Source organism: Nocardioides sp. AN3 (assembly GCF_054653495.1).
In genome coordinates this window covers 180,528-206,894 of the sequence record NZ_BAAIGC010000006.1, presented here as the reverse complement: position 1 = coordinate 206,894, position 26,367 = coordinate 180,528, and the positions used below count along the sequence as shown (strand labels likewise).

27 protein-coding genes and 1 pseudogene are annotated in these 26,367 nt (G+C 71.1%); 25 read left to right on the top strand and 3 right to left on the bottom strand.

Annotated features, from left to right (window positions below):
- Positions 1–6 precede the first annotated feature (6 nt).
- From ACYQ1K_RS09795 to ACYQ1K_RS09755, 9 genes are all read left to right on the top strand, one after another.
- The gene (locus ACYQ1K_RS09795) at positions 7–2,409 is read left to right on the top strand and encodes a glycosyltransferase family protein (protein ID WP_459982672.1); all 2,403 of its coding nucleotides are present in this window, start codon (positions 7–9) and stop codon (positions 2,407–2,409) included.
- 79 nt (positions 2,410–2,488) lie between these two features.
- Positions 2,489–5,182 carry a bifunctional glycosyltransferase/CDP-glycerol:glycerophosphate glycerophosphotransferase gene (locus ACYQ1K_RS09790; RefSeq protein WP_459982671.1) on the top strand — a complete coding sequence of 898 codons (2,694 nt, stop codon included), beginning with the start codon at positions 2,489–2,491 and terminating at the stop codon, positions 5,180–5,182.
- 152 nt (positions 5,183–5,334) lie between these two features.
- A complete protein-coding gene (locus tag ACYQ1K_RS09785) occupies positions 5,335–6,624 on the top strand; it encodes an ammonium transporter (protein ID WP_459982669.1) in 1,290 nt (429 codons plus the stop codon).
- Positions 6,621–6,959 (top strand): P-II family nitrogen regulator, encoded by a 339-nt coding sequence (locus ACYQ1K_RS09780; RefSeq protein ID WP_459982668.1) that lies wholly within the window; start codon positions 6,621–6,623, stop codon positions 6,957–6,959. The genes ACYQ1K_RS09785 and ACYQ1K_RS09780 overlap by 4 nt, the downstream gene beginning before the upstream one ends.
- 144 nt (positions 6,960–7,103) lie before the next feature.
- Complete coding sequence (locus tag ACYQ1K_RS09775) at positions 7,104–7,442, top strand: P-II family nitrogen regulator (RefSeq protein ID WP_459982667.1); 339 nt, start codon at positions 7,104–7,106, stop codon at positions 7,440–7,442.
- Positions 7,443–7,467: 25 nt separating this feature from the next.
- Entirely contained in the window at positions 7,468–9,687 is a 2,220-nt protein-coding gene (locus tag ACYQ1K_RS09770; RefSeq protein WP_459982665.1) for a [protein-PII] uridylyltransferase, read from the top strand.
- A 41-nt stretch (positions 9,688–9,728) separates the two neighbouring features.
- The gene (gene ffh, locus ACYQ1K_RS09765) at positions 9,729–11,306 is read left to right on the top strand and encodes a signal recognition particle protein (RefSeq protein ID WP_459982664.1); all 1,578 of its coding nucleotides are present in this window, start codon (positions 9,729–9,731) and stop codon (positions 11,304–11,306) included.
- Between the two features lie 302 nt (positions 11,307–11,608).
- The gene (locus ACYQ1K_RS09760; protein WP_459982663.1) at positions 11,609–11,974 is read left to right on the top strand and encodes a hypothetical protein; all 366 of its coding nucleotides are present in this window, start codon (positions 11,609–11,611) and stop codon (positions 11,972–11,974) included.
- Between the two features lie 24 nt (positions 11,975–11,998).
- Entirely contained in the window at positions 11,999–13,084 is a 1,086-nt protein-coding gene (locus tag ACYQ1K_RS09755) for an amidohydrolase family protein (RefSeq protein ID WP_459982662.1), read from the top strand.
- Here ACYQ1K_RS09755 and ACYQ1K_RS09750 read toward each other — a convergent pair.
- Positions 13,003–14,340, bottom strand: coding sequence for an MFS transporter (locus tag ACYQ1K_RS09750; RefSeq protein ID WP_459982661.1), 1,338 nt, complete (start codon positions 14,338–14,340; stop codon positions 13,003–13,005). The genes ACYQ1K_RS09755 and ACYQ1K_RS09750 overlap by 82 nt on opposite strands.
- 298 nt (positions 14,341–14,638) lie before the next feature.
- Between ACYQ1K_RS09750 and rpsP the strand changes: the two genes are divergently transcribed.
- The 3 genes from rpsP to ACYQ1K_RS09735 all read left to right on the top strand — a co-directional run bounded on the left by rpsP (position 14,639) and on the right by ACYQ1K_RS09735 (position 16,276).
- Positions 14,639–15,097, top strand: a complete 459-nt coding sequence (gene rpsP, locus ACYQ1K_RS09745; RefSeq protein ID WP_459982659.1) for a 30S ribosomal protein S16 — start codon at positions 14,639–14,641, stop codon at positions 15,095–15,097.
- Between the two features lie 2 nt (positions 15,098–15,099).
- Complete coding sequence (locus ACYQ1K_RS09740; RefSeq protein WP_459982658.1) at positions 15,100–15,342, top strand: RNA-binding protein; 243 nt, start codon at positions 15,100–15,102, stop codon at positions 15,340–15,342.
- A 109-nt stretch (positions 15,343–15,451) separates the two neighbouring features.
- Positions 15,452–16,276 (top strand): CHAD domain-containing protein, encoded by an 825-nt coding sequence (locus ACYQ1K_RS09735; RefSeq protein ID WP_459982656.1) that lies wholly within the window; start codon positions 15,452–15,454, stop codon positions 16,274–16,276.
- A gap of 31 nt (positions 16,277–16,307) precedes the next feature.
- On the opposite strand, the gene ACYQ1K_RS09730 is transcribed toward ACYQ1K_RS09735, so the two are convergent.
- Positions 16,308–16,736, bottom strand: a complete 429-nt coding sequence (locus ACYQ1K_RS09730) for a pyridoxamine 5'-phosphate oxidase family protein (RefSeq protein ID WP_459982654.1) — start codon at positions 16,734–16,736, stop codon at positions 16,308–16,310.
- A 95-nt stretch (positions 16,737–16,831) separates the two neighbouring features.
- Here ACYQ1K_RS09730 and rimM point away from each other — a divergent pair, with 95 nt between their 5' ends.
- From rimM to ACYQ1K_RS09695, 7 genes and pseudogenes are all read left to right on the top strand, one after another.
- Positions 16,832–17,383, top strand: a complete 552-nt coding sequence (rimM, locus tag ACYQ1K_RS09725; protein ID WP_459982653.1) for a ribosome maturation factor RimM — start codon at positions 16,832–16,834, stop codon at positions 17,381–17,383.
- Positions 17,380–18,087: pseudogene (trmD, locus tag ACYQ1K_RS09720) on the top strand (tRNA (guanosine(37)-N1)-methyltransferase TrmD); the annotation flags it as partial. The gene rimM and the pseudogene trmD, both read left to right, overlap by 4 nt.
- Before the next feature lie 9 nt (positions 18,088–18,096).
- On the top strand, positions 18,097–18,561 hold the full coding sequence (locus tag ACYQ1K_RS09715) for a GNAT family N-acetyltransferase (protein WP_459982769.1): 465 nt from the start codon (positions 18,097–18,099) through the stop codon (positions 18,559–18,561).
- A gap of 199 nt (positions 18,562–18,760) precedes the next feature.
- Positions 18,761–19,111 (top strand): 50S ribosomal protein L19, encoded by a 351-nt coding sequence (gene rplS, locus ACYQ1K_RS09710; protein ID WP_459982652.1) that lies wholly within the window; start codon positions 18,761–18,763, stop codon positions 19,109–19,111.
- 46 nt (positions 19,112–19,157) lie between these two features.
- Positions 19,158–19,967, top strand: a complete 810-nt coding sequence (gene lepB / locus ACYQ1K_RS09705) for a signal peptidase I (RefSeq protein ID WP_459982651.1) — start codon at positions 19,158–19,160, stop codon at positions 19,965–19,967.
- The gene (rnhB, locus tag ACYQ1K_RS09700) at positions 19,964–20,695 is read left to right on the top strand and encodes a ribonuclease HII (RefSeq protein WP_459982649.1); all 732 of its coding nucleotides are present in this window, start codon (positions 19,964–19,966) and stop codon (positions 20,693–20,695) included. The genes lepB and rnhB overlap by 4 nt, the downstream gene beginning before the upstream one ends.
- Positions 20,692–20,997 (top strand): DUF2469 domain-containing protein, encoded by a 306-nt coding sequence (locus tag ACYQ1K_RS09695; RefSeq protein ID WP_459982648.1) that lies wholly within the window; start codon positions 20,692–20,694, stop codon positions 20,995–20,997. The genes rnhB and ACYQ1K_RS09695 overlap by 4 nt, the downstream gene beginning before the upstream one ends.
- A gap of 19 nt (positions 20,998–21,016) precedes the next feature.
- Here ACYQ1K_RS09695 and ACYQ1K_RS09690 read toward each other — a convergent pair whose 3' ends face one another.
- Complete coding sequence (locus ACYQ1K_RS09690) at positions 21,017–21,637, bottom strand: TadE/TadG family type IV pilus assembly protein (protein ID WP_459982647.1); 621 nt, start codon at positions 21,635–21,637, stop codon at positions 21,017–21,019.
- 365 nt (positions 21,638–22,002) lie between these two features.
- Here ACYQ1K_RS09690 and ACYQ1K_RS09685 point away from each other — a divergent pair, with 365 nt between their 5' ends.
- The 6 genes from ACYQ1K_RS09685 to ACYQ1K_RS09660 all read left to right on the top strand — a co-directional run bounded on the left by ACYQ1K_RS09685 (position 22,003) and on the right by ACYQ1K_RS09660 (position 26,330).
- Positions 22,003–22,479 (top strand): TadE family protein, encoded by a 477-nt coding sequence (locus ACYQ1K_RS09685; protein WP_459982767.1) that lies wholly within the window; start codon positions 22,003–22,005, stop codon positions 22,477–22,479.
- Between the two features lie 14 nt (positions 22,480–22,493).
- Positions 22,494–24,428, top strand: a complete 1,935-nt coding sequence (locus ACYQ1K_RS09680; protein WP_459982645.1) for a hypothetical protein — start codon at positions 22,494–22,496, stop codon at positions 24,426–24,428.
- Positions 24,429–24,554: 126 nt separating this feature from the next.
- A complete protein-coding gene (locus tag ACYQ1K_RS09675) occupies positions 24,555–24,923 on the top strand; it encodes a YraN family protein (RefSeq protein WP_459982643.1) in 369 nt (122 codons plus the stop codon).
- 196 nt (positions 24,924–25,119) lie between these two features.
- Complete coding sequence (locus ACYQ1K_RS09670; protein WP_459982642.1) at positions 25,120–25,488, top strand: magnesium chelatase domain-containing protein; 369 nt, start codon at positions 25,120–25,122, stop codon at positions 25,486–25,488.
- A gap of 34 nt (positions 25,489–25,522) precedes the next feature.
- On the top strand, positions 25,523–25,735 hold the full coding sequence (locus ACYQ1K_RS09665) for a hypothetical protein (RefSeq protein WP_459982640.1): 213 nt from the start codon (positions 25,523–25,525) through the stop codon (positions 25,733–25,735).
- A 220-nt stretch (positions 25,736–25,955) separates the two neighbouring features.
- Positions 25,956–26,330 carry a hypothetical protein gene (locus ACYQ1K_RS09660; protein ID WP_459982639.1) on the top strand — a complete coding sequence of 125 codons (375 nt, stop codon included), beginning with the start codon at positions 25,956–25,958 and terminating at the stop codon, positions 26,328–26,330.
- Positions 26,331–26,367: the final 37 nt, after the last annotated feature.

The window sequence follows — 26,367 nt, the reverse complement described above, 5'->3', positions numbered from 1 at the left end:
GCTGACGTGGCGGGAGGGATCCTCGCCCGCGCTCGCCGGCGCCTGCGCAAGGGTGAGCCCACCGAGGACGAGCGCCGGCTGCTGGCGAGCCCACTCTTCGACGAGGAGTGGTATTCCGCGCAGGTCGGCCGCCCGCTCGACCGGCGCACGGCCGTGCGGCACTACCTCGACGTCGGCGTCGCCGCGGGGCACCATCCGCACCCCCTGTTCGACCCCGACTACGTCCGCTCGCAGTGGGGGCCGGCTCGTCTGCGTCGGCTCGGCGCGGGCGACCCCCTCGGCCTCTACCTGCGCCGTGAGACCTACCGGGCGTCCACGCACGTGCTGTTCGACACCGCCCGCTACGTCGGTCTCGCCCCGGAGGCTGCGACCTACCCCGGCGGCCCGACCGCGCACTACGTGGAGGTCGGGGCGGCGGCGGGGCTCACGGCCAACGACTGGCTCGACGGGGACCTGCGCGACTGGCTGCGCGAGCGGCGTACGGCGGTCGTCGGCGCCGCGGCGGGAGACGAGCCCGGCGCCGCGGCGGGAGACGAGCCCGGTGCCGCGGGGGAGTCCGGTGCCGCGGAGGAGTCGCTCGTCTCGGTGATCGTCGTGGCGTCGGGCGACGCGGGCGGTGCGACGGCCGCGGTCGAGTCGGCGATGGCCCACGGAGCAGCGGAGCGACACCGGGTCGAGTGCGTCGTCTGGGACGACGGCTCCCGCGCAGAGGTTGCGGCTGCCCTGGAGGCGCTTCCCCTCCGCTTCCCCGGAGTCCAGGTCATCCATGGCGGCTCCATGCGCGGGCCGGCGTACGCGACGAACCGCGCCCTGGCTCGCGCATGCGGGGCCACGGTGGTGCTGCTCGGCGACGACGTCGCACTTCCACCCGGCTGGCTGGAGCCGCTTCTGGAGCCGCTCGCCGACCCGGCGGTGCTGGGCGCCCAGGCGGTGCTGATCTCCGCGGACAGGCTGATCCGGTCAGCAGGCTACGCGTTCCCGCCGGGTGGGCTGCCCCATGACTTCCTGCGCGGGTTCCCCCTGGACGACGCCATGCGGATCGGGCCGTTGTCGTTCGCCGCCGTCAGCACCGCCGCGATCGCCGTACGCCGCACGCAGCTCCTCGAGGTCGGCGGCCTCGACGAGTCACTCGGCGGTCCGGGCGGGGCTGCGGGCGACGGTGCCCGTGCAGGTCGGGGCGAGGGTCTCGTCCAGGATCTGGACCTGTGCAGGCGCCTCGTCGAGCGACACGGCGGGCACTTCCGGGTCGTCGCCGAGGCGGCGGCGCTGCGCCGCGAGCGACCGGGAGACGAGGCCACCTCCGAGGCCGACCGGACCCGCATCCTCGCCGACGGGGATGCAGGAGCAAGGGGCGACGACGTCGCCCTCTGGGCCGCCGCGGGCTTCCGGGTCGTCGACCGTGACATTCGCGGACCGCGGGCCGACGAGTCGCTGGCACCGCGGCTGCGGGTGCCCCAGCCGCTGCTCGTGCGCGAGGCGCGCTTCCACACCCGGCCCGGACCGCTGCGCTGGGCCATCAAGAACCCCACACCGGCCCACTCGACCGCGTGGGGTGACATCCACTTCGTGGACGGCCTCGCCGAGGCCCTGCGGAGCCTCGGCCAGCAGGTCGTGGTCGACCGGGCCGAGACGTGGGAGCGGCCGACCGTCCGGCACGACGACGTCGCGGTCCTCATCCGCGGACCCTTGGCAGCCCGCCCGACGCCCGAGCATCCGACGTTGGCCTGGGTCATCTCCCACCCCGACACCGTGACCGCGGAGGAGCTCCAGGGCTACGACGCCGTGTTCGCGGCCAGCGCCTCGTGGGCCGGGCGGCGGTCGGCGGAGTGGGGCATCGCGATCCAGCCGCTGCTGCAGGCGACCGACCCGGACCGCTTCGGACCCGACTCGGCCGACCCCGACTCCGGAGCCGAGGTGCTCTTCGTCGGCAGCACCCGCGGCGAGTTCCGCCCGATCGTCCGTGACGCCCTCGCCGCGGACCTCGACCTCGAGATCTACGGAGTCGGATGGGAGGAGTTCCTCAGGCCCGACCAGGTCGCCGGCCGCTATCTCGACAACACGCGCGTCTCGGCCGCCTACCGCTCGGCCGGAGTCGTCCTCAACGACCACTTCGAGGACATGCGGCGCGAGGGCTTCCTGTCCAACCGGCTCTTCGATGCCGTCGCGAGCGGTGCGCGCGTCGTGAGCGACGAGGTCGCGGGGTTGAACGAGACCTTCGGCGGGGCCGTGCAGGTCTACCGCACCCCGGAGGACCTGCGGCGTCTCGTGGCCAGGCGGCACGAGGTCTTCGCCGACGAGGCCACCCGCGTCGCCGTCGCCGAGCGCGTACGACGCGAGCACTCGTTCCGCGCGCGGGCCGAGGTGCTCCTCTCCGCGGCCCACGAGGCGGTGGGCCGGCGGCCCTGGTGAGTCGCGCCGTGACCGGGGCTCGACCCCGCTGCTGGCATACTCGTCCGGACCACTCGAGCGAAGGCGGAAGGGCTGCGGAGTGATCGCGTTCTCTGTCGTCACGGCCGTCCACGACGTGGCCCGGTATCTCGACGACTTCCTCTCCTCGCTGGATGCGCAGGACCATCCCCACGACCGGATCCAGGTCGTGGCGGTGGACGACGGCTCCTCCGACGACAGCCTGGAGCGGCTGCGTCGCTGGGCGGAGCGCACCGACCTGGACGTGACCGTGCTCAGTCAGAGCAACGCGGGTCAGGGGAGCGCGCGCAACCTCGGCCTGGAGCATGCGACGGGGGACTGGGTGCTGTTCCCGGACCCCGACGACCGGCTCGACGCGACGTACCTGAGCGCCGTCAGCGCCTTCCTCGCCCACCATCCGGAGACCGACGCCGTCGCTGGCGCGCTCTGGGTGCTCGACGACGGCAGCGGACGGCTGAGCGACACCCACCCGATGCGGGACCGGTTCGCCGACGGCGACCGGCTCGTGGACCTGTCGGTGCTCGGCGACTACTTCTTCGGCAGCGTCAACGCCGGCTGCTTCCGGCGTGACCGGATCGAGGAGGCCGGTCTCCGCTTCGACGTGGAGATCCGGCCGACGTTCGAGGACGCCCACTTCGTGGGCCGCTACCTGCTCGAGACGGGATCGCCGCCGACCGCTCCGCAGCCGGCTGCTCCGCCGCCGACCGGGACCGGCGGGCCCCTGGTCGCGTTCGTCGCCTCGGCGCGCTACCACTACCGCAGGCGGGCGGACGACTCCTCGACGCTGCAGACCAGCTACGACGACCCCCGCCGCTACACGATCGTGCCCGAGCGCGGTCACCTGGACCTGCTGCGCCGGGCGAGTCGTCGCCATGGGGGCCGCGTGCCGCAGTGGGTGCAGGAGCAGGTGATCTACGACCTGTCGTGGACCCTGTCGCGCCACGATGCCCGCGACGGGGACATCGCCGCCAAGGGCGAGATCGCCGAGACGTTCCACCGCCTGCTGGGCCAGATCACCGAGCTCCTCGACGTCGAGGTGATCGACGGCTTCCGTTGGCGCCGCCTCAAGCCGGAGTGGCGGGCGCTGCTGGCGCACGGCTACCGGCCCGAGCCGTGGCACAGCGAGCAGGCCGTCCTGACGGCGTACGACGCCGTGACCGGGCTGGTCCAGCTCTCCTACCTCTACGTCGGCGAGCCCCCGTCCGAGCGAGTGTGGGCCGGCGGTCAGGAGGTCCGGCCGCTCCAGGCCAAGCACCGCGACATCGTCGCGCTCGAGCAGGTCCGGGTCCGCGAGCGGATCCTGTGGCTTCCCGCGGGCGAGAGCGCGCGGCTGCAGCTGGACGCGCGCGACCTGCCCATCGTCGGCGAGCCGGTCCAGCCGGCCCCGGTCACGCTCCGCCCAGGGGAGCTGCAGCGCCTGCTGTCACCTCGCCGGAGCCCCGCGGTGCCCGAGGCGCGGCGGCGCGCCGGGCGCAAGGAGCGGCTGCTGCGCCGCCTCGCGCGCACCCGCCTGGTCCGGCGGCGCTACGGCGACGCCTGGCTGCTGGTGGACCGGGCCCACGACGCCGACGACAGCGCCGAGCATCTGTTCCGCTACCTGCGCCATGAGCGACCTGAGGTCAACGCCTGGTTCACCGTCGAGGAGGGCACCCCCGACTGGCAGCGGCTGCGTCGTGACGTCGGGCGCCGCGTCGTGCCGTTCGGCTCGATGCGCTGGAAGCTGCTCATGCTCAACACGACGTGGCTGGTCTCCTCCCACGCCGAGAACGTGCTGCTGCGCCCGCAGCCCCTCGCCTTCACCGCGCCGACGTGGCGGTTCGCCTTCCTGCAGCACGGCGTGATCAAGGACGACCTGTCCGGCTGGCTCAACCGCAAGCCGATCGACGCCTTCGTCACAAGCACGCCGGCGGAGTACGACTCCATCGTCCGGGACGGGTCGGGCTACCGGTTCACGTCCAAGGAGGTCGTCCTCAGCGAGCTGCCCCGCTTCGACCGGCTCCGCGAGCAGGCGAACGAGGTCGCCCCGGAGGAGCGCGACCTCGTGCTGGTCGCGCCGACGTGGCGTGCCTGGCTCGTGGATCGCCCGCGCAAGGACACCCATCGCCGACGGCTCGAGACCGATGCCGTCGAGTCCGACTTCGTCCAGGCGTGGATGGGCCTGCTCGCCGACCGTGACCTGGCCGAGGCGTGCGAGCGGCACGGGCTACGGCTGGCCTTCCTGCCGCACCCCAACATGCAGCCGCTGCTGGACCGGCTGGACCTGCCCGCGCACGTCCAGCCGATCAGATACGCCGGCACCGACGTGCGCGCGCTGGTCGCCCGGTGTCGCCTGATGATCACCGACTACTCCTCGATGGCGTTCAACGCCGGCTACGTCGAGCGGCCGGTGCTCTACTACCAGTTCGACGCAGAGAGGGTCCGCACCCTCGGGAGCCACGTCGGCCGTCCGGACTACTTCGACTACGTCCGCGACGGCTTCGGGCCCGTGCGCGAGCACCCGGACGACGTGGTCCGCACCGCCGTCGAGATGATCGAGGCCGGCCCGTTCCCCGATCCGGCCTACCGCGCTCGCGCCGCCGCGACCTTCACCCTCCGCGACGGACACGCCTCACGGCGCGTCACCGACTTCCTGCTGGCCTCGACGCGCCGCGCCCCGCGGGACGCGGTCGTGGCGCCCGTCCCAGGCACGTCGGGGCCGACCGTCGCGGCACCTGCGAGCGAGGACCACGCGCCCTCGAGCGGTTTACGTCCGTAACGTGACGTTAACCGGCCAGCGCAGGCAGTTACGTCACCGCAACATCGAGCGGCGTGCGTCGAAACCTCCAGCCGCGAAGGTGATCCGCAAGTAGGGCGAGTGGGCCGAGTCCGGGGCGGACCCCTCGCCGTGGGATGTCTTTGGGAGGTTCTGTGGACGGCTATTACGCCTTCATGCTGGTGGCGACAGCGCTCGTCCTGATGATGACCGTGCCCGCGCTGGCGCTGTTCTACGGCGGCATGACGCGGTCGAAGTCGGTCCTCAACATGATGATGATGTCGTTCGTCGCGTTCGGCATCGCGGCGATCGTGTTCGTGCTCTGGGGTTGGTCGGAGGGCTGGGGCGGCGACGGGGTCGGCAACGGCAACGGCAAGCTCATCGCCAACCCCTTCACCATGTGGGGCCTCGATGGGGTGAGCTGGGGCAGCTACATCGGCGTCATCTTCCAGATGACGTTCGCGGCGATCACCGTGGCGCTGATCAGCGGCGCCATCGCCGACCGCGTCCGGCTGCTCGCCTGGGTCGTGTTCGTCCCCGCCTGGCTGACGCTGTGCTACTTCCCGGTCGCCCACAACGTGTGGGGCGGCGGCTGGCTCTACAGCCAGCTCAGCACGTTCAGCGGCGGCGGCAACGGTCCGCAGGACTATGCCGGCGGCACGGTCGTGCACATCAACGCCGGTATCGCCGGACTGGTGCTCGTGCTGGTGATCGGCAAGCGGATCGGGTTCGGTCGCGACCCCATGCGCCCGCACAACCTCACCTTGACCATGATCGGCGCCGGGCTCCTGTGGTTCGGCTGGTACGGCTTCAACGTCGGCTCCATCGTCTTCACCGGCAAGACCGAGGCCGACAACATCAAGCAGTTCATGACCGAGACCGGGGTCACGTTCCTCAACACGACGATCGCGACCGCGGCCGCCATGCTGGCCTGGCTCCTGGTCGAGCGCTTCCTCCACGGGAAGGCGACCTCGCTGGGTGCCGCCTCGGGCATCGTCGCCGGCCTCGTCGCGATCACCCCGGCCTGTGGTGCGGTGACGCTGACCGGCGCGATCGTCGTCGGCGCGGTCGCCGGTGCCCTGTGCGCCGTCGCCGTCGGCGTCAAGTACAAGCTGGGCTACGACGACTCGCTCGACGTCGTCGGTGTCCACCTGGTCGGCGGTCTGGTCGGCACCCTGCTGATCGGCCTCGTCTCGAGCGCAAGCGCTCCTGGAGGCATCGACGGTCTCTTCTACGGGGGCGGCCTTGCCCCGCTGGTCGTCCAGTTCCTCGCGGCGCTCTTCACCGTCGTCTGGACCGGCATCCTGACCGGCGGCCTCGCCCTCGCCATCAAGTTCACGATCGGCTGGCGCATCACCGACGAGGCCGAGGTCGACGGCATCGACACCGACCAGCACGGTGAGACCGCCTACGACGTCGTCGCCGGGTCGGGAGTCCTCGCATGAAGCTCGTGACCGCGGTGATCAAGCCGCACAAGTGGGAGGATGTCCGCGAGGCGCTGGAGACCTTCGGCGTCACCGGCATGACGGTCAGCGAGGTCAGCGGCTACGGCCGGCAGAAGGGCCACACCGAGGTCTACCGCGGCGCGGAGTACGACATCGCCCTCGTGCCCAAGATCCGCATCGAGATCGTCGTCGAGGACGGCGACGCCGACGACGTGCTGGCCCTCATCGTCAAGACGGCCCAGACCGGCCGCATCGGCGACGGCAAGGTGTGGGTCAGCCCGGTCGAGACGGTCGTCCGGGTCCGCACCGGCGACCGCGACGCGGCCGCCATCTAGCGACACATCTCGACACGACCCGGCTCCCACGGGAGCCGGGTCGTGCCGCATCCAGCACACCGGCACCGCACATCCGGCACAATCGGCGCACCGGTCTCTTGACCGGCCCCGCGACGCGGGGGCCTGCGAATCGTGAGGAGAACCATGAAGCTCGTCACCGCGGTCATCAAGCCGCACAAGTGGGAGGACGTCCGCGTCGCTCTCGAGTCCGTCGGCGTGACCGGCATGACGGTCAGCGAGGTCAGCGGCTACGGCAGGCAGAAGGGCCACACCGAGGTCTACCGCGGCGCCGAGTACGACGTCGCGCTCGTGCCGAAGATCCGCATCGAGATCGTCGTGCCCGACGGCGACGCCGACGTCGTCGTCGACACCATCCTGCGCAGCGCCCAGACCGGTCGCATCGGCGATGGCAAGGTGTGGGTGCAGACCATCGAGGGCGTCGTACGCGTCCGCACGGGCGACCGCGACGACGCGGCGCTTTAACACCCTCTCAGCGAAGGATCCGCGCATGACCGCCGCCGAGCGAGCCCGACGCACGGCCGCGGCCGACGACCTGTGCTCCAAGGCGTACGACGACTCGGGCGGTCCCACGCAAGGAGCGGCGCTCGTCGCGGTCGGCGGCTACGGCCGCGGCGAGCTCGCGCCGTACTCCGACCTCGACGTCGTCCTCGTCCACGACGAGGGCGTCGAGCTGGGGGAGACCGCAACCCGGCTGTGGTACCCGCTGTGGGACTCCGGAGCCAACCTCGACCACTCCCTGAGGTCGCTGCCCGAGATGGTGTCCGCCGCCGACGCCGACGTCCGCGTGGCGCTCGGCCTCCTGGACGTGCGACACCTCGCCGGCGACCCCAACCTCACCCTTCGGCTCCGGGCCACCATGCTCGCGCACTGGAGACGGAACGCCCGCGCCCGCCTCCCCGAGCTGCACAGGCTGGTCGCGCAGCGCCATGAGCTCCTGGGCGAGCTGGCGCACGCGAGCGTCCCCGACCTCAAGGAGGCCGCAGGTGGTCTGCGCGATGCGACGATCCTCAAGGCTCTGGTCGCGACCTGGCTCGTGGACGTGCCGCACACCGACCTGGAGCCGCGGCGCCAGGATCTGCTCGACGTGCGCGACCATGTGCACGACATCGCCGGACGGGCCACCGACCGGGTCGCCCCCGAGATGTGGGGCGAGCTGGCGCAGCGCCTGGGTCTGGCGGACGAGCGCGGTGCTCAGGTGCACGTGCGTCAGCTCGGGCGGCGCATCACGCATCTGTCCCGGCTCACCTGGCGGCGCGTCGACGCCGCGCTCGCGCGGCCAGTCGGCGTGCGACCCCGTCGTCCCGAGCTGACGCCGCTGGGTCCGGGCGTGGCGCTGTCCGGCGGGGAGGTGGTGCTGGCGCCGGGCGCCCGTCCCGCCGACGACCCGCTGCTGTTCCTGCGGGCCGCCGCGCTCGCCGCGGAGCACGACGTCGTCCTGGCCCCGCCGACCGTGGCGCGGCTGGCCCGCGAGACAGCGCTGCTGCCGGTGCCGTGGCCGCCCGAGGCGCTGCGTCTCTTCGTCCGCCTGCTCGCGTCCGGGCACGGTCTGCGGGCGGTGTGGGAGACGCTGGACGAGACCGGTGCGGTCGACCATCTGCTCCCCGAGTGGGAGCGGATCCGGCTGCTGCCGCACGCCTCCGCGATCCACCGCTTCACCGTCGACCGGCACGTCGTCGAGACCTGCATCGAGGCGGCGAGCCTCATCCGCACCGTCGCGCGTCCCGACGTGCTCATGGTGGCTGCGCTCCTGCATGACATCGGCAAGGGGAGCCTGACCGAGCACAGCGTGGCGGGCGCGCCGGTGGCGCGGGAGATCGCGACGCGGATGGGGTTCGACGCCAGAGCGGTCGCCCTGGTGGAGACGCTGGTGCGCTGGCACCTGCTCCTGGCGTCCGTCGCGACCACCCGTGACCCCGACGATCCCAGCACGATCGCCGCGGTCACCGCGCATGTCTCCGACGCCGAGGCCCTGGACCTGCTGGCCACCCTCACCGAGGCCGACGCCCGGGCGACGAGCCCCAAGGCCTGGTCGACCTGGCGCTCCGCGCTGATCCTCGACCTGGCTCGGCGGGCGCGCGTCGCGCTCGAGGTCGGATCGGCACTGCCGGCGGTCGTGGCCGACCCGGTGAAGATCCCGAGGCAGGTCCGCAAGGGCCAGGCGTGGTGGGAGGTCGAGGTCGCCGCCGACGGAGCGCGCGTGACGGTCATCGCCCCCGACCGGGTCGGTCTGCTGGCCGACATCGCCGCGACCTTCGCGATGCAGCGCCTCCGGGTGCGGGCGGCACGCGCGTGGGCGCAGGAGACCTACGGCGTGTCGGTGTGGGAGCTCGACGAGGAGCAGCTGGACCCGAAGGTGCTGCGGGAGCGGTTCGCGGCGATCAGCGACCGGCGGATCGACCCCGACGTGCGCCTGCGGCCCGCCGACACCGCAACGCTCGCGCCGAGCGTCGCCGTGCGCCCCGAGGCCTCCACCCAGGCGACCGTCCTCGAGGTGCGCGCCACCGACCGGCCCGGCGTCGTCTACCTCGTCTGCGCGGCGCTCGCCCGGCACGACGTGGCGGTCCGGTCCGCCCACGTCGACACGCTCGGCCCTCAGGCCGTCGACGTGTTCTACCTGCAGGAGGCGTCCGCCGGTGTGCTCAGCGACCAGCGGGCCGCCGAGGCCGCTCACGCCGTCCGTGCGGCTCTTTCAGGGGAGTCCCTCTAGAGTTGGGTGTCGATCCCACCGCCTGATCCGAGGACCAGATCTTGTTCGCCACGCTCTCCGACCGGCTCGCCGACACCTTCAAGAACCTGCGAGGGAAGGGTCGGCTCTCCGAGGCTGACATCGACGCCACCGCCCGCGAGATCCGCATCGCGCTGCTGGAGGCCGACGTCGCGCTGCCGGTCGTGCGCGAGTTCGTCGCCACGGTCAAGGAGCGGGCGCGCGGCGAGGAGGTCTCCCAGGCGCTCAACCCGGCCCAGCAGGTCGTCAAGATCGTCAACGAGGAGCTCGTCGCCATCCTCGGTGGCGAGACCCGGCGATTGCGCTATGCGAAGGCCGGTCCGACCGTCATCATGCTCGCGGGTCTCCAGGGCTCCGGCAAGACGACGCTGGCGGCCAAGCTCGCGCTCTGGCTCAAGGGCCAGGGGAAGTCGCCGCTCCTCGTCGCCTGCGACCTCCAGCGTCCCAACGCCGTCAACCAGCTGCAGGTGAACGGCGAGCGGGTCGGCGTGCCCGTGTTCGCGCCGGAGCCCGGCAACGCCCAGGGAGTCGAACACGGTGGTGACCCGGTCGCCGTCGCGCGTGCCTCCGTCGAGGAGGCCAAGCGGACCCTCCACGACGTGGTCATCGTCGACACCGCGGGCCGTCTCGGCATCGACGCCGAGATGATGAAGCAGGCCGCCGACATCCGCGACGCGATCGAGCCCGACGAGGTCCTCTTCGTCGTCGACGCGATGATCGGCCAGGACGCGGTCACGACCGCGCAGGCGTTCCTCGACGGCGTCGGGTATGACGGCGTGGTCCTCACCAAGCTCGACGGCGACGCCCGCGGTGGCGCCGCGCTGTCCATCGTCAGCCTGACCGGCAAGCCGGTCATCTTCGCCTCGAACGGCGAGAAGATGACCGACTTCGACCTGTTCCACCCCGACCGGATGGCCGGCCGGATCCTCGACATGGGCGACGTGCTCACCCTCATCGAGCAGGCCGAGAAGGCGTTCGACGCCGAGCAGGCCGCGAAGGCGGCGGAGAAGGTCGCGACCGGCGACTTCACCCTCGATGACTTCCTCCAGCAGATGCAACAGCTGCGCAAGCTCGGGTCGATGTCGAAGCTGATGGGGATGCTGCCCGGCATGGGCCAGTTCCGCGAGCAGCTGGCCAACTTCGACGAGCGCGAGATCGACCGGATCCAGGCGATCATCCAGTCGATGACGCCGGGGGAGCGCACCAACCCGAAGATCATCGACGGCTCGCGGCGCTTCCGCATCGCGAAGGGTGCCGGACGGACCGTCTCGGACGTCAACCAGCTCATCGACCGGTTCGGCGAGGCGGCGCGGATGATGCGCCAGCTGGCCTCGGGTGGCGGCATGCCCGGGATGCCCGGCGCTCCGGGGATGGCGTTCGGCAAGCGCGCCGGTGCCAAGCAGCAGGCCAAGCAGAAGAAGGGCAAGGGCGCCCGCCGCTCCGGCAACCCCGCGAAGGCCGCCGCGGAGGCCAAGGCCGAGATCGAGAAGAAGCCAGCCGCCGCGAACCCGTTCGGCAACCCCGGTGGCGAGGAGATCGACTACGAGGCCGCTGCCGCGCAGCTGAACCTGCCGAAGGACTTCTCCAAGTACCTCAAGTGAGTCCCGGCCCCGCGGGCCGCGCGGTGGTCGGCGAGGTGGTCGGCGAGGTGGTCGGAACTGGTCTGAACGGGCGAGTTGGCGGCGCGGAGATCGGCCGATTGAGACCACTTCCGCGGCGCCGCGACTGCGTCGACGTCCCACGCGGAACCCAACGGGGTTGTTGAGCCGTCCGGTCGGGGGTAGTTCGGGACGTTTCCGACTATTACTGACGAGTAGACCGTGGGGAACGTCCCGAACTACCGGCCCCGCGGCGAGCGGCCCCGTCGTCACCGGAGGAGAGACCCGCGGCTAGGGTCTGCGACGTGTCCCGGGTCCTGGTCGTCGATGCCGCCAATGTCGTCGGCGCCCGCCCCGACGGCTGGTGGAAGGACCGCGCCGGGGCGGCCCGACGACTGCACGAGGCGCTCCTCGTGGCCGACGTCGACTTCGACGTCGTCGTCCTCGTGCTGGAGGGGCAGGCGAAGGCGGGTGCGAAGGCCGGGCGTGATGCCCATGTCAGGACCGTCCACGCCGCCCGTGACGGCGACTCCGCCATCGTCGCCGAGGCGCGAGCGGCAGCCGACCGCGGCCACACGGTCGCGGTGGTGACGGCCGACCGAGCACTGCAGGCGAACGTGTCCGGGTTCGCGACGACGCTCAGCCCGACCTGGCTGCTCGAGCACCTCTGACGGCCCGGCGGTACCCTGCCCCGCATGACGGCTCCCCGGTCCCCGATGAGGTTCCACGGCCCGGTCCTGCCCGGCGGCGACGTACGCGACCTGTATGTCGTCGGCGACCGGATCACCTACGAGCCGCAGGCCGGCGCCGAGACGGTCGCGTCGGGCTGGATCGTGCCCGGCCTCGTCGACGCCCACTGCCACCTCGGCCTCGGGCCGGACGGCGAGGTGAGCAAGGAGCAGACCGAGGAGCAGGCGGTCGCCGACCGCGACGGCGGCGCGCTGCTGATCCGCGACTGCGGCTCGCCGGCCGACACGCGCTGGATCCAGGAGCGTGCCGACCTGCCCCGGCTCCTCAGGGCAGGCCGACATGTGGCACGCACCCGTCGCTACATGCGCAACTACGCCAACGAGGTGGAGCCGACCGACCTCGCCACCGCGGTCGCCGAGCAAGCCGGTCGCGGTGACGGCTGGGTCAAGCTCGTCGGCGACTGGATCGACCGCGAGGCAGGCGACCTCATGCCGTCCTTCTCCGCCGACGACTTCGCAGAGGCCGTCAAGGTCGCGAACGAGGCGGGCGCGAAGGTGACCGCGCACTGCTTCGGTCGCGACGTCCTCCCCGGCCTCATCGAGGCCGGGATCGACTGCATCGAGCACGGCACGGGCCTCACTCCGGAGCTGGTCGGCGCCATGGCCGAGCGCGGCACGGCGCTGGTGCCGACGGTCGTCCAGACCGAGATCTTCCCGGGCCTGGCGGCTGCCGCCGGGGACAAGTTCCCGAACTACGCGACGACGATGAACGGCCTCTACGACCACCGCCGCGAGACGCTCATGAGCGCCTACGAGGCCGGCGTACGCCTCTTCGCAGGCTCCGACGGCGCCGGTGGCCAGCGCCACGGCGTGCTCCACGAGGAGGTCGTCGCGATGCACCGGATCGGCCTGCCGGCGGACGTGGCCCTCGGAGCAGCGTCGTGGCGCGCCCGCGAGTGGCTGGGCTTCACCCCTGACCTCGCCGAGGGCAGCGAGGCCGACTTCGTCGTCTACGAGGCCGACCCGTTGGCCGACCTCACCGTGCTGGCCCGGCCCGCTGCGGTGGTGCTGCGGGGGACCGTGGTCGGGTAGGCGTACGCCGTCTCGCCTCCAACCCGCCGGCGCAGCGCGCCGACGACGACCGGCACCAGGCACACCGCGCCCAGGATCGCGAGCACCCTCACCGCGCCCAGGGCCTGGGCCCCCACGGGCGCGGCCACGGCGCCGACCAGGCCGGCGGAGACCATCAGCGTGTCCGCGAGGCCGAGGACGCCAGCGCTGCGGTCGTCACCGGCCTCGCGCTGGATCGTCTCGGTGGCGGCGGCCTCGACCTGCACGGCGGCTGCGCCGATCAGCAGCAGCGGCACCGCCGCCCATCCGGCGCCGGGTGAGGCCGCCACGGCGGCGAGCGCCACGCCCACGAGCACCAGTCCCGGTCCGAGAGGCGGACGGGTACGGCGACCGCGCCCGCCCCGCAGCCGCCCACCCCTCAGCGGAGCGCCCAGCAGCGGTGCGCCCAGGGCGCCGAATCCGAGCAGGGCCGTGGCCAGCCCGTACGTCGCACCGCCCCCCGTCCCCGACCACCGCTCCTGGGCCAACGGCAGGAGCACCACCCCGGCCCCGGATCCGACGGCGTTGACGAGCATCATCGCCACCAGAGCGGTCCGCAACGGGCCGGAGCCGTGCGCAAGCCGGTCGTCCGGGCGGGCCCCTGCGCCCTCCGCGGTCGAGCCCGCCGCCGAGCCCGCCGCCAAGCCCGCGGAGATCCTGACGGGCGTCGCGCTCGGCATCGGACGTGGCTGGCGCACACCGGCGTAGCAGCCGAGCGCCACCAGGGTCAGGATGACCGCGACGGGGCCGACCGCCTCCGGCACGAGGAGCAGCATGCCGCCTAGCGCCGGGCCCACGACGAACGCCGCGACCTCGACGGTGACCAGGAGCTCGGTCGCCCGGTCGCGATCGTCGCCCGCCAGCCCCGGCATGCCGGCCGCCAGCGCCGGGTAGGCCGGCGTGCCAGCCGCCACCGTGAGAGAGGCCAGCAGGACGGCGAGGGAGGCGTGCTCGGTCGCGATCGCGCCTCCGACTGATGCGAGCAGCACCACGCGTCCGACCAGCGTCATGCGCACGATCCGGTCGCGGGAGTGGCGGTCGGCCAGGCGGCCGACCCACCACGACAGGACGACGTAGGGCGCGAGTCGCCCCGCCGCGGCGAAGCCCAGCACCGCTGCGCTGTGGCTGGCGTGGGCGACCATCACGAGCAGCAACGGCCATGGCAGCGACATCGCCAGCGCCGAGAGGGCATGAGTCGTGAGGACGCGTGCGGTACGTCGGCGCGACGTGGCGGGCATGGCGTCCTCCGAGCTGGTGAGACGATCGGCCCCGAGACCTCTCAGGAGGAGGCACGTCCAGCCCTCGCTGATACACCGAGCACGAGTCGGGGGGAGGGAGCGAACCGACCGCGCGCGCGTGCGGGTGTCCGTCGGATTTCGACCCGCGGGGTCACCTCTGGCAGACTTGCCGGTCGAGTCCTGCACGGACGGACCCTCTCACCGGCCGTTGCAGTGTCCGCCGAGGAGCGGGCGTCGGTGTTCCCCACCTGTCGCACGACCCTCACCCACACACGAATTCCGAAGGAACACCACAGACGTGGCCGTCAAGATCCGCTTGAAGCGCCTGGGCAAGATCCGGGTGCCGCAGTACCGCATCGTCGTCGTCGACTCCCGCAAGAAGCGCGATGGTCGAGTGCTCGAGGAGATCGGGAAGTACCACCCGAAGGAGGACCCGTCCTTCATCTCGGTGGTCTCCGACCGCGCTCAGTACTGGCTCGGCGTCGGCGCCCAGCCGACCGAGTCCGTTGAGGCGATCCTCAAGGTGACCGGCGACTGGCAGAAGTTCAAGGGCCTCCCGGGCACCGAGGGCACCCTCAAGGTCGCCGCGCCGAAGCCGGACAAGCTCGAGCTCTTCAACAAGGCTCTCGCCGAGGCTCACTCCGCCCCGACGTCCGAGGCCGTGACCAAGGCGTCGAAGAAGGCCGAGAAGAAGTCGGACGAGGCTCCGGCTGCCGAGGCCGAGGCTCCGGCCGCCGAGTCCACCACCGAGGCCTGATCATGCTCGCCGAGGCGCTCGAGCACCTCGTTCGCGGGGTGGTCGACCACCCCGACGACGTCGTGGTGCGCGACAAGCAGCTGCGCCGCGGGTCGATCCTCGAGGTCCGGGTGCACCCCGACGACCTCGGCAAGGTGATCGGTCGCGGCGGCCGCACGGCATCGGCGTTCCGCACTGTCGTCGGCGCCCTGGCGGGCAAGAACGGCGCGCGCATCGACTTCGTCGACGTCGACAAGCGTCGCTGAGCCCAGCGCGTCGAGCATCGCCTTCAGCGGGCGTCACCTGTCACGGGTGACGCCCGTTCGGCGTCTTTGTCGCTACCGTGGGGCTCCCGGGGACAGGAGGCCGTAGGCGATGGCGAGTGGCGATCCGGATCCGCTTGCGGCGTACGTGCGCGCACAGGTCGAGGCGGTCTTCGACGAGGGCGGCAGGCTTCCCGACCCCCAGGCCGTCCACCAGACGAGGGTCGCGATCCGAAGGCTGCGCAGCACACTGCGGGTCTTCGAGCCCCTCCTCTCGCTCGAGCCCGCCGAGCTGGCGAGGGCCGACGAGGAGCTGCGGTGGTTCGCGGCGCTTCTCGGCGAGGCACGGGATCGGCACGTCCAGCGCGAACGGTTCGCCGCCGTCCTCGACGCACTGCCCGCCGAGGACGTGATCGGCCCGGTGCCCGCTCGCCTCGAGGAGGCACTGCGGGCCGAGCAGGTCGAGGCGGAGGGGGAGATCGCACGGGCGGTGGCCTCGGAGCGCTGTGCCGACCTGCGTCACATGCTCGGCCGGTGGCGACACCGACCTCCGGTCGCCGACGTCGGTGCTCGTGCGCTGCGCAAGCGAGCGCGCAAGGCGGCGACGAAGGCCGACCGGCGCCTGGCCACCGCCTCCCACGGCGCCGGCGCCGACCTGCATCCTGCTCGGAAGGCCGCCAAGCGCGCGCGGTACGCCGGCGAGGTGCTCGCTCCTCTCGGCCGGGGCAAGAAGCAGCGCAAGCGGCACAAGTTGGTCCAAGTGCTCCTCGGCGACTACCAGGACGCGATCGTCGCCCAGGAGACGCTCCGCCGCCTCGCCGGCGCTCTCGGTCCCAGCGAGAGCGGCTTCACGCTCGGAGTGCTGCACGAGCGCGAGCGGGAGACCGCCCGGGGTCTCAGCAAGAAGGCCCGCCAGCTGGCCCGGAAGCGTCGCTGAGCAGCCGACGCCCTCGCGAGCGCGCGAGTTGTCAGGCCCGCGTGCGCAGCTGCCGCCAGGGCCGGTGCAGGGCGAGCTCGCGACCGGTGACCTCGTCGGCTGCGATCTCGACGACGTAGTACTTCGGCGTGTCGACCCACGGATGCAGTGGCACCTGGTCGGCGCGATACTCCTCAGGCTCGTCCAGCCGCCGGGCGCGGCCGCGGACCACCACGCTGCAGGCCGTCTCGCCGAGCACCCGGTCCACCTCGAAGGCGACCGGCGCGCCCAGCTCGATGCTGAACAGCTTGTTCCCGCCGTTGGTGCGGAACAGCAGCGTCGTCCCGTCGACCGCATAGTTGATCGGCACGATGTGCACCTCGTCGAGGAGGCGGTAGGCGAGTCGGCCCAGCTCCTCGGACCTCAGGAAGTCCCAGCACTCCTCTAGCGTCAGCTCCCGAACAGGGTCATCGATGTCCATGACAGCCTCCTCCATTCCCTCGTCGCCAACCTAGGCCGACGTCCCCGGGCGCCCGAGAGGCGGAAGTCCCGAGCCCGTCGGGAAGAATGACCGCCGTGGAGTCCATCGAGGTCCTGGTCGGTCGCATCGGCAAGCCGCACGGCATCCGCGGGCACGTCACGATCGACGTCCGCACCGACGAGCCGGAGCGCCGGTTCGTCGACGGCGCCCGGTTGCGCGCAGTGCCGCCGAAGGGCTCCGCGTTCGCTGAGCGCACGCTGACGGTCGAGGCCAGCCGCTGGCACCAGGGCGTCCTGCACCTGGTCTTCACCGAGCTGGCCGGCCGCGACGCCGCCGAGTCTGCGCGCGGCGTGCTGCTCTACACCGACATCCCCGCGGACGCCTCCCCGGAGGATCCCGACGAGTTCTACGACCACCAGCTGGTGGGCCTGGCGGCGTACGACACCGACGGCGTGCGCCTGGGCGAGGTCAGCGGCCTCGTCCACGGCGGCGCCCAGGACCTGCTCACGCTTCGCACCGTCGACGGTCGCGAGGCGCTCGTGCCGTTCGTGAAGGCGCTCGTCCCGGTCGTCGACCTGGCCGAGCGGAAGGTCGTCATCGCCGACCGCCCCGGACTGGTCAGGCCGCTGCCCGAGGAGGACGCGTGAGGCTGGACTACCTCACGATCTTCCCGGACTACTTCGAGCCGCTGTCGCTGAGCCTCCCGGGCAAGGCCATCGAGAGCGGCTTGCTCGACGTCGGGGTCCACGATCTCCGGGACTGGGCGCACGACCGTCACCGGACGGTGGACGACACGCCGTACGGCGGCGGCGCCGGCATGGTGATGAAGCCCGAGCCGTTCGCCGAGGCGTTCGCGGACCTGAAGGTCGACCAGGGCACGACCGTGGTCTTCACGACGCCGAGCGGCGAGCCGTTCACCCAGTCGCTGGCAGCAGAGCTCGCCACCGGCGAGCGGATCGTGTTCGCGTGCGGGCGCTACGAGGGCATCGACCAGCGCGTGCTCGACCACGCCAGGACCCTCGCCGAGGTGCGCGAGATCAGCATCGGCGACTACGTGCTCAACGGCGGAGAGGTCGCCGCGCTCGCCATCACCGAGGCTGTCGTGCGGCTGCTGCCGGGGTTCATGGGCAACGCCGCCTCCCTCGTCGAGGAGTCGCACTCGGGCGAGGGGGTGGGGCTCCTCGAGTATCCGGTCTACACCAAGCCCGCCTCCTGGAACGGGCGCGACGTCCCTCCTGTGCTCCTCTCGGGCGACCACGCCCGGATCGCCGCCTGGCGCCACGAGCAGCGGCTGCGGCGCACGGCGCAGCGGCGACCAGACCTGCTGCATGCCAGTGCGGCGGCCACCGAGTGGGAGGTCGTGCCGGCCACGCGCGGCGACGCGGGGGAGATCCTCACGTTGCAGCGCGCCTGCTGGCTGGCGGAGGCGGTTGACGCGCAGTCCTTCGAGATCCCCGCGCTGCAGGAGGATCTCGCGACGGTCGTCGCCGAGCTGGACCGCTGGCAGACGTACGTCGTCCGCTCGGCCGGCCGGCTCGTCGCCTCGGTCCGCGGCCGGCTCGACGACGGCCCCGGCGGCGAGCGGGTCTGGGACATCGGCCGGCTGATGGTGGCGCCCGACCTGCAGGGCAGAGGGCTGGGTCGTGTGCTGCTCGAGCACATCCAGGCCGTCGCGCCGATCGAGGCGACGTCGTTCTTCCTGTTCACCGGCGCCATGGCGGCCCGCAACCAGCGCATCTACAGGAAGGCCGGGTTCCGGCTGCGGCCCGACCTCGAGGCGCCCCCGCTGGCCGTCATCATGACCAAGAGGAGAATTTCAGGCTGACCCCGCGGCTGTGGCAGACTCGTCACTTGGTCTCGTCGGCCGAAGGACTGCTCCGGACACCACCACGCGGAGGGTCTGCGTCGGGCTCCTGCCACAGGGGGAACCGCACGCCGCCGGCCAGCACGTCGAGACCGCGAAACACATCTGAAGAGCACCTTCCCACACCGCGGCTGACCTGTGGCATCTGCGAGGAGAGATCATGACCAACGTGCTTGCCGAGCTCGGCAACAACATCAAGCGTGACGACGTCCCCGACTTCCGTGCCGGCGACACCGTCAAGGTCCACGTCAAGGTCGTCGAGGGCAACCGGTCCCGCATCCAGGTCTTCCAGGGTGTCGTGATCCGCGTCCACGGCTCGGGCGTCGGCCGCACCTTCACCGTCCGCAAGGTCTCCTTCGGCGTCGGCGTCGAGCGCACCTTCCCGCTGCACTCCCCGATCTTCGAGACCCTCGAGGTCGTCACCCGCGGTGACGTCCGCCGGGCGAAGCTCTACTACTTGCGCAACCTGCGCGGCAAGAAGGCGAAAATCAAGGAGCGCCGCGAGGCCTGAGCGCCTCCTGGCTCGATCTTCGGCGGAGTCTCCTTAGACTCTGCGCGTGACCTACGAGGACCGCGATCTCACCACCGTCGAGGCGGAGGGGGGATCGCGGTCCTCTGCTTCTCGCCGTCCCAGCGATCATCGCCGGAGCAGACGCGACATGCCGGTCTGGCAGGAGACGCTGCTCCTGCTCGTGGCCGCGCTGGTGCTGGCGATGCTCATCAAGGCGCTCTTCGTCCAGGCCTTCTACATCCCGTCGGAGTCGATGGAGCCCGGCCTGGTCAAGAACGACCGGATCCTCGTTGAGAAGCCGTCGTACTGGCTCGGTGGATCCCCGAAGCGCGGTGACGTCGTGGTCTTCAAGGACCCCGGCGGCTGGCTCGGGCCGGAGGATGCGGCAACCGTGAGCAACCCGCTCACGCAGGCGCTCACGAAGGTGGGGCTCTACCCGTCCGGCGGGCACCTGGTGAAGCGGGTGATCGGTGTGCCGGGCGACGTCGTGGCGTGCTGCGACGGCAAGGGCCGGCTGCTCGTCAACGGGAAGCCGGTGGACGAGGCGGCGTACGCACGCCCCGCTGACCACGGCTGCGCCGCCGGCACCGCGGGCGTCTGCTACGGCCCGATGCCCGGGATCCGCTGGAGGACGACGACCGTCCCGAAGGGCATGCTGTTCGTCATGGGCGACAACCGGGCCCACTCGGCCGACTCCTCCTACCACCTGTGCACCCGGGCGGAGACCGACTGCTCCGACTCGCCGTGGGTGCCGGAGTCCGACGTCGTCGGCAAGGTGGCCGCCGTCGTCTGGCCGGCCAGCAAGCTGCGTCTCGAGCATCGACCCGCCAGCTTCGACGAGGTGCCGTCGCGATGACGGCCGCCCCGACCCTGCGTTTCGAGCGGACCCTGCTGCGCGGGGGAGTGCGCTACCTCGCCGCCTGCGACGAGGTGGGCCGCGGAGCGCTGTCGGGCCCGGTCACGATCGGGGTCGTCGTCATCTCGGAGTCGACGCGTACGGCGCCCCAGGGAGTGCGTGACAGCAAGCTGCTGACCCCGGAGGCTCGCCGTCGGCTGGTCCCGAGGATCCAGCGCTGGGCCGGCTGCTGGGCCGTGGGACACGCGAGTCCGGCGGAGATCGACGAGTTCGGCATCATCGCGGCCCTCCGTCTCGCCGGGCACCGGGCCCTGGGGCAGCTGACGCTCCGCCCCGACCAGGTGCTGCTCGACGGCAACCACGACTACCTGACGCCGCCGGAGCAGGAGGCTCTCTTCGGCGCTCCCGAGTGCGCGCCGCTGGAGATCCCGCCGGTCCTGACCCGCATCAAGGCGGACCTGACCTGCGCGGCCGTGGCGGCGGCGAGCATCCTGGCGAAGACGGCCCGCGATGCCCTGATGGTCGAGCTCGACGCCGAGCATCCGGCCTACTGCTGGGGGGAGAACAAGGGCTACTCAGCGCCGGCCCACATCGAGGCTCTGGCACAGTTCGGGCCAACCGTCCACCACCGCAGGTCCTGGAGCCTGCCCGGCGTGGTCAGCGGTCTAGAGTCTGAGCTGCCCGTCGTCGTACCGATGGAGGCCCGATCTGATGAGGAGAGTGCATGAGCGCGGAGGACCTCGAGAAGTACGAGACCGAGATGGAGCTGACGCTGTATCGCGAGTATCGCGACGTCGTCGGCATCTTCAAGTACGTCGTCGAGACCGACCGGCGCTTCTACCTGTGCAACCAGGTGGACGTGAAGGCCCGCAGCGAGGGTGGGGACGTCTTCTTCGAGGTCTCGATGAGCGACTGCTGGGTCTGGGACATGTACCGCCCGGCGCGGTTCGCCAAGAACGTGAAGGTGCTGACCTTCAAGGACGTCAACGTCGAGGAGCTCCAGCCTGCCGAGATCGACCCGCCCAAGTGAGTGGGGCGGCCTGCTGAGGTCAGTGGCAGGCGGTGCCGAGCTCGGCGGTGCTGAAGACCGCGTGGTCGCTGATCGGCACGCCCTGGGAGAAGAGACCGGCCGAGAGGGAGTGGGTCGCCTTGAGGTAGATCCCGACGGAGCCCTTCCCGTCTGCGCACGACAGCGCGTCGTCGTCGCCCCAGGTGCCGCTCACGTAGTCGAATGTGTGGTGCTGGGCGTCCCAGTGATACACCACGCAGGCGTTGTCGCAGGTGTCGAAGCCGGAGCTCTCGGCCGACCCGGGGTAGCCCTGGGCGTTCGCCTTGTAGATCCACAGCTCGTCGATGGCGTTCTTGGACAGCGCCGCGTCGGCGTGCTCGATGGTCGCCGCGACCACGTTGGCCACGGCAGGCGCCCCCTCGGTCGAGCAGCGCGTCGCGGTGCAGTGTCGCGCCACCCTCTGCGGGGTGGCGGCGCGGTCGACCGGGGCCGACGAGGCGCTGTCGCCCCCGATGCGCACGAGGCTGGAGAGCGCCGCGCGGTCCTTCATGATCATGGCCATCTGGACGATGCCGAACAGGATGAGGAGCAGGAGCGGAGCGAGGAGCGTGGTCTCGATGATGACCGCGCCGCGTCGCCCCGTGGCAGCAGTGCTACGCATCGATCAGTCACCTCCTCGGCGAAAGGTTCGTCCGTCTGCGTCGACAACGTAGGGGCCAAGGACCCGGCTTTGTGGGCGATTGGCGCGGAGTTGCTCCCTTCGAGCTAGGGAGGCATAGCCCGTCCGGACTAGTGCCGGTAGGACCAGTGCGACCCAGGACCGGCCGGCCGCATGCGCCCCCGGCCGGTCCGCGATCCGTCCCGGATTCACCCGCAAAGACCCTCCGATGACGCGGACATCGGTCAAAAGGTCCCGGTTGGCGTAGTCCGGTCGGAGCATTTGTGTCGTCGGGGACACCGCAAACAGGGCAGGAATCCTCGTCAGGGGTGTCCAGTGCTCCCCGGGGTCCTACTCTCGGCAACGTGATGGGGGAGAGGCGATTCGTGGTGCGGCGTACCGAGCGAGGTGCGGCGGCGGTCGAGTTCGCTCTCGTCCTGGTGCCGCTCCTGATCATCGTGTTCGGACTGATCCAGTACGGCATCTACTTCTGGGCCATGCAGGGCGGCGCCGACATCGCGCGTGACGCCGCTCGGCGAGCCGCGATCGTGCCGACCTGCACGAACTTCACCGACACCATGAAGTCGAGCGTCGACAACTTCGTCGGGACCAACAAGATCCAGTCGGCCAGTGCCACCTATCAGCAGATCGGCACCCATGCCACCGCCACCGAGGTCAAGGTCAACGACAGTGTCACCGTCTCGGTGACGTTCAAGAGCTACGACTTCAACTTCCCGTTCGTGCCGTTCATCCGCAACGGTGTGGTCTCGTCCTCGGCGACCGCGCGCGTCGAGAACGACCCGTCGACCCCCCTCACGTCGCTGACGTGCTCGAAGACCTGGTGAGGAAAGGCCGTCCTGTGTTCGCACGTCCACGTGGGACCCGCTGGGGCGGGCTCAGCAAGAAGGAGCGCGGCGCCGTTGCCGTGATGGTCGCGTTCCTCAGCATCGTGCTCTTCTGTGTCGCGGCTCTCGGGGTGGATCTCGGCAACGCCTGGGCGCGCAAGCGGTCGGTGCAGAAGCAGGTCGACATCAGCGCGATGGCCGCCGGCATCAAGCTCCCGGCGGCGTCGCTGGCCGACGAGACGACGGTGGCCACCGCTGTGGCGAACTCGATGAACCAGGCGGAGAACAAGGTGGTGGGGGATTCGGCGACAGCCGTGTCGGCCGCTCAACTGCTCGACCACAGCACGGCCAACGGCGAGATCACGTTCCTGACGTCCGACGGGACCACGACCTGTGATCCGACCGTCATCTCGTGTCCTGCGATGCGCGTGCTGGCGCCACCGGCGACGGTGACCTTCGGCCTCGCCGGGATCATGGGCTTCCACAGCACCACGGTGCAGCAGTCGGCGACGGTGAGGCTGGAGTCCGTCACGCCGCCCATGCAGGACACCTTGCCGTTCTGGCTGCCGCAGGGATGTGGCTACGGGTCGGCGCAGGCGGACACCGCGAACGGCGCCCAGGCCACGTCGACGCCCACGCCAACGCCCACGCCGACCCCGACAGCGACGGCGAGCACGTCCACCGCGACGGCCACTGCGACCGCGACGGCGACCGCGACCGCAACGGCGCCGCCGGACGCGGTGGGCACCCACACCCTGTCCGGGTCCAACTACACGGTGACGCAGGGTGGGTCGATCACCGTCCATGGTCTGACCATCAGCGGCATCGACACCTCGAAGACCGACCGCGCGACGATCCGCATCTACTCGCCCGACTACTCGCGCTACATCGACTACGCCGCGCAGGACAAGCAGGTCATCACGAACCCGCTCAACGTGCCGGACTTCACGGTCAGCACCGAGCTGACCGCCACTGCAGGCGTCTGGCACGTGTATGCCTACATCCAGCCGAAGAGCAGCTCGAACGGGGCCAACGGCACGCCGACCGTGTCGTCGACGTCGCTGACGATCACCGTGACGGCAACGGCGGCGCCGACACCGACCTCGTCGTCCGCCACGGCAACGGCGACCGCGACCGCCACGGCGACGACCAGTCCGTCGAGTGTCCCCGTCGGGTGCGTCGGCCAGGACCGCGGCAACTTCGGCCAGCTCGACAGTCCCCGGAAGGACTCGAGCAACCAGGAGGCCTTCGCTCGCAACATCGCGACCGGTCTCGACCACTCCATCCAGACCTACTGCCAGACGACCGGCAACACCTGCCCGCCTGACCCCAACAAGGACTGCGGGGACACCCAGCACGGCGCGATCGCGGGCGGAGTCCTCGACACGGTGTCCCAGGACGGCCGCAACTGCATCATCGGCGACACCGGCAACGACGGTCCCGCCACCTACGACGGACTGTTCGGCAACAGCCACTACTCCCTGACGGGACGACTCCAGGTCGCCAACGGAGCGACGACGTGTCCCCACGGTGCGGCGCGTTCCAACGCGACCGTCGACGGGACGACCATCAACAACGACGTCCTGTCGTGCTTCCTCATGCCGGGCTATACGCTGACCGACATCTCCCAGCTCAGCGGCGTGACGACGGACATGCTGGACCAGAGCGTCGTGAACTCGCCTCGCTTCGTGTGGCTGCCCGTGGTCTACGCCAACGACCGCGCCCAGAAGAACTTCCAGCCGATCAAGGAGTTCGTGCCCGCCTTCATCACGGACGAGACGCAGACAACGTCGGCCACGTCGGACAACGGCGTCAAGACCAACGGGAACTCCGTCAAGACCCTCACCGTGTTCGTCTTCAACAAGGACGCGTTGAGTCCCGACGTCCAGCATGACAGCGTGAACTACTCCCCGACGTTGGGCCAAGGAGTCGTCCGGCTCATCGGCTGACGCGCCGGATCCTCTCCACACGGGGCACCGAGCCGGCTGGTTCTCCACCGCCGTCCGACGGTGGCTGACGCTGTGGCGGCGTGGCCGTCGAGGCTGGACCTCCAACGACGGCTGGGAGGTTCAGGCATGGCGGCGACGGCGGCGGAGCGGGCGGCGGTGGGGCGGTACGGCGAGTGGGTCGCGGAGCGACGTCTCGCCGAGCAGGGGATGGTCGTGCTCGACCGCAACTGGCGCTGCGACGAGGGTGAGCTCGACCTGGTGCTGCGTGACGGCGACGTGCTCGTCGTCTGCGAGGTCAAGACACGCCGCGGCGCGATCGGCGGCACTCCCCACGAGGCGGTCGGGCCCGACAAGCTCGACCGGCTGCGTCGTCTCGCCGACCGATGGGCGTCCGCGCGTGGCCTACAGCCGCCCGGCATCCGGATCGACCTCGTCGCGGTGATGCCGTCCGAGAAGGGCTCGGCGAGCGTCGAGCACGTCCGCGGACTGCTGTGACCGCTCGGGGCTGTCAGGGCCCAGATGGCGTCCACAGGACACGCCGCCGACGTCGTCGTCCCCAGGGTGCGATCCGAGCGTCCCCGGTCGGTCCTCGCCGCGCTCGATGCTGGGTGCAGGCGAGTCTCGGAACGAGGAGGGCACACATGGGAACGACTGGCAGCGGCGGTCTCGACGACCGGACGGTGGGGCACTGATGGGGTTCGCCCGAGCCCACACCGTCGCGCTCCAGGGCGCGGTCGGACACCTGATCGACGTGCAGGCGGACGTGTCGCCCGGACAGGTGGGGACGACGCTGGTCGGACGCGCCGACGCCGCCCTGAGCGAAGGGCGCGACCGCGTGCGGATGGCGATCACGAACAGCAGGCTTGAGTGGCCCTCGACCCGCCGCATCACGGTGCTGCTGTCGCCCGCGGACCTGCCGAAGACGGGCACCCACTATGACGTGTCAAACTTTCATTACGACGGGTCTAAACGTCGCGTTGTGAGGTTTCCACAATTCGGCGCTCGTCCGAGAAGAGGACCGACACTCCGGCCCGTCACTACGGGCGAGTCGCACGGCTGAAGATGTGTCCGCGGCGGTCTATAGCATCGGCCACATGCGTGCTTCGGGCGGGAGATTCGAGGACCTCTTCGACATCTTCGACGACGGGCGCAGGGAGACGAGCCAACCCGATAGCGGGACCCGGCGCTACACCGCCGCCGAGGCGGCCGTGGAGATCGACTGCTCGGCCTGGTTCATCAAGAAGATCGCTCGCGAGAACGGCATCGGCTACAACCTCCGCGGCCCGAAGGGCCTACCGGTTCCTTGAGTCCGACCTCGACAAGATCCGTGAGGTGCTTCGACCGAAGCCAGTGCCGGCACGTCGCCGCCGTAGGGGTCTGAGGAGGTATCCATGACGGCCCTCGGCATCCTCGCCCGTATCGACTAGCCAGGCTCACCCGCCTTGCAGCGGGGGAGTGCCCCCGGCCTGCCCTCGCCCCCTGGCGCTGGAGCCGGTGCTGTGTTGTGCTGGATCGGTGCCAATGGACATGCAGCGGTTCCGAATCGAGGTTCAGCGGCAAGACCCCGCCCAGTCGGTCATCATCACGGCTGCGACGGCCGAGGCGGCCACCAACTGCGCGCTCGCCGAGCTCGACCGGATTATGGGACCGGCGCACCACGTTGACGAGGTCGAGGACAAAGTCGCCCGCGAGGCGGTGGGCGAGACAAATCTGGAGCCGATCTTCATCTCGGCGAAAGAGACCGCCCGCCTGCTCGGGATCACGCAGTGGTCGGTCTACAAGATCCTCGACAACCTCGAGATCGAGTCGCGGTACTACGGGAAGCGTCGGCTCGTCGTGCTCGAGTCGGTCCGCCGGTTCGCGGCGTCCCTGCCCACCACGGGCGGCTACCGCGACTGGTAGTCAGGGAACGCCGGCGGCGCCTTCGGTATGCAGTCTC

Bases quoted from the DNA above. Each gene is read 5' to 3' on its own strand.
- ACYQ1K_RS09690 (WP_459982647.1), bottom strand. From the start codon at position 21,637: ATGCGTAGCACTGCTGCCACGGGGCGACGCGGCGCGGTCATCATCGAG.
- ACYQ1K_RS09695 (WP_459982648.1), top strand. From the start codon at position 20,692: ATGAGCGCGGAGGACCTCGAGAAGTACGAGACCGAGATGGAGCTGACG.
- ACYQ1K_RS09730 (WP_459982654.1), bottom strand. From the start codon at position 16,736: ATGGACATCGATGACCCTGTTCGGGAGCTGACGCTAGAGGAGTGCTGG.
- ACYQ1K_RS09780 (WP_459982668.1), top strand. From the start codon at position 6,621: ATGAAGCTCGTGACCGCGGTGATCAAGCCGCACAAGTGGGAGGATGTC.
- ACYQ1K_RS09665 (WP_459982640.1), top strand. From the start codon at position 25,523: ATGCGTGCTTCGGGCGGGAGATTCGAGGACCTCTTCGACATCTTCGAC.
- ACYQ1K_RS09685 (WP_459982767.1), top strand. From the start codon at position 22,003: ATGGGGGAGAGGCGATTCGTGGTGCGGCGTACCGAGCGAGGTGCGGCG.
- rplS (WP_459982652.1), top strand. From the start codon at position 18,761: ATGACCAACGTGCTTGCCGAGCTCGGCAACAACATCAAGCGTGACGAC.
- ACYQ1K_RS09675 (WP_459982643.1), top strand. From the start codon at position 24,555: ATGGCGGCGACGGCGGCGGAGCGGGCGGCGGTGGGGCGGTACGGCGAG.
- ACYQ1K_RS09770 (WP_459982665.1), top strand. From the start codon at position 7,468: ATGACCGCCGCCGAGCGAGCCCGACGCACGGCCGCGGCCGACGACCTG.
- ACYQ1K_RS09670 (WP_459982642.1), top strand. From the start codon at position 25,120: ATGGGGTTCGCCCGAGCCCACACCGTCGCGCTCCAGGGCGCGGTCGGA.
- rnhB (WP_459982649.1), top strand. From the start codon at position 19,964: ATGACGGCCGCCCCGACCCTGCGTTTCGAGCGGACCCTGCTGCGCGGG.
- ACYQ1K_RS09740 (WP_459982658.1), top strand. From the start codon at position 15,100: ATGCTCGCCGAGGCGCTCGAGCACCTCGTTCGCGGGGTGGTCGACCAC.
- ACYQ1K_RS09735 (WP_459982656.1), top strand. From the start codon at position 15,452: ATGGCGAGTGGCGATCCGGATCCGCTTGCGGCGTACGTGCGCGCACAG.
- ACYQ1K_RS09660 (WP_459982639.1), top strand. From the start codon at position 25,956: ATGCAGCGGTTCCGAATCGAGGTTCAGCGGCAAGACCCCGCCCAGTCG.
- ACYQ1K_RS09755 (WP_459982662.1), top strand. From the start codon at position 11,999: ATGACGGCTCCCCGGTCCCCGATGAGGTTCCACGGCCCGGTCCTGCCC.
- ACYQ1K_RS09775 (WP_459982667.1), top strand. From the start codon at position 7,104: ATGAAGCTCGTCACCGCGGTCATCAAGCCGCACAAGTGGGAGGACGTC.
- ACYQ1K_RS09750 (WP_459982661.1), bottom strand. From the start codon at position 14,340: ATGCCCGCCACGTCGCGCCGACGTACCGCACGCGTCCTCACGACTCAT.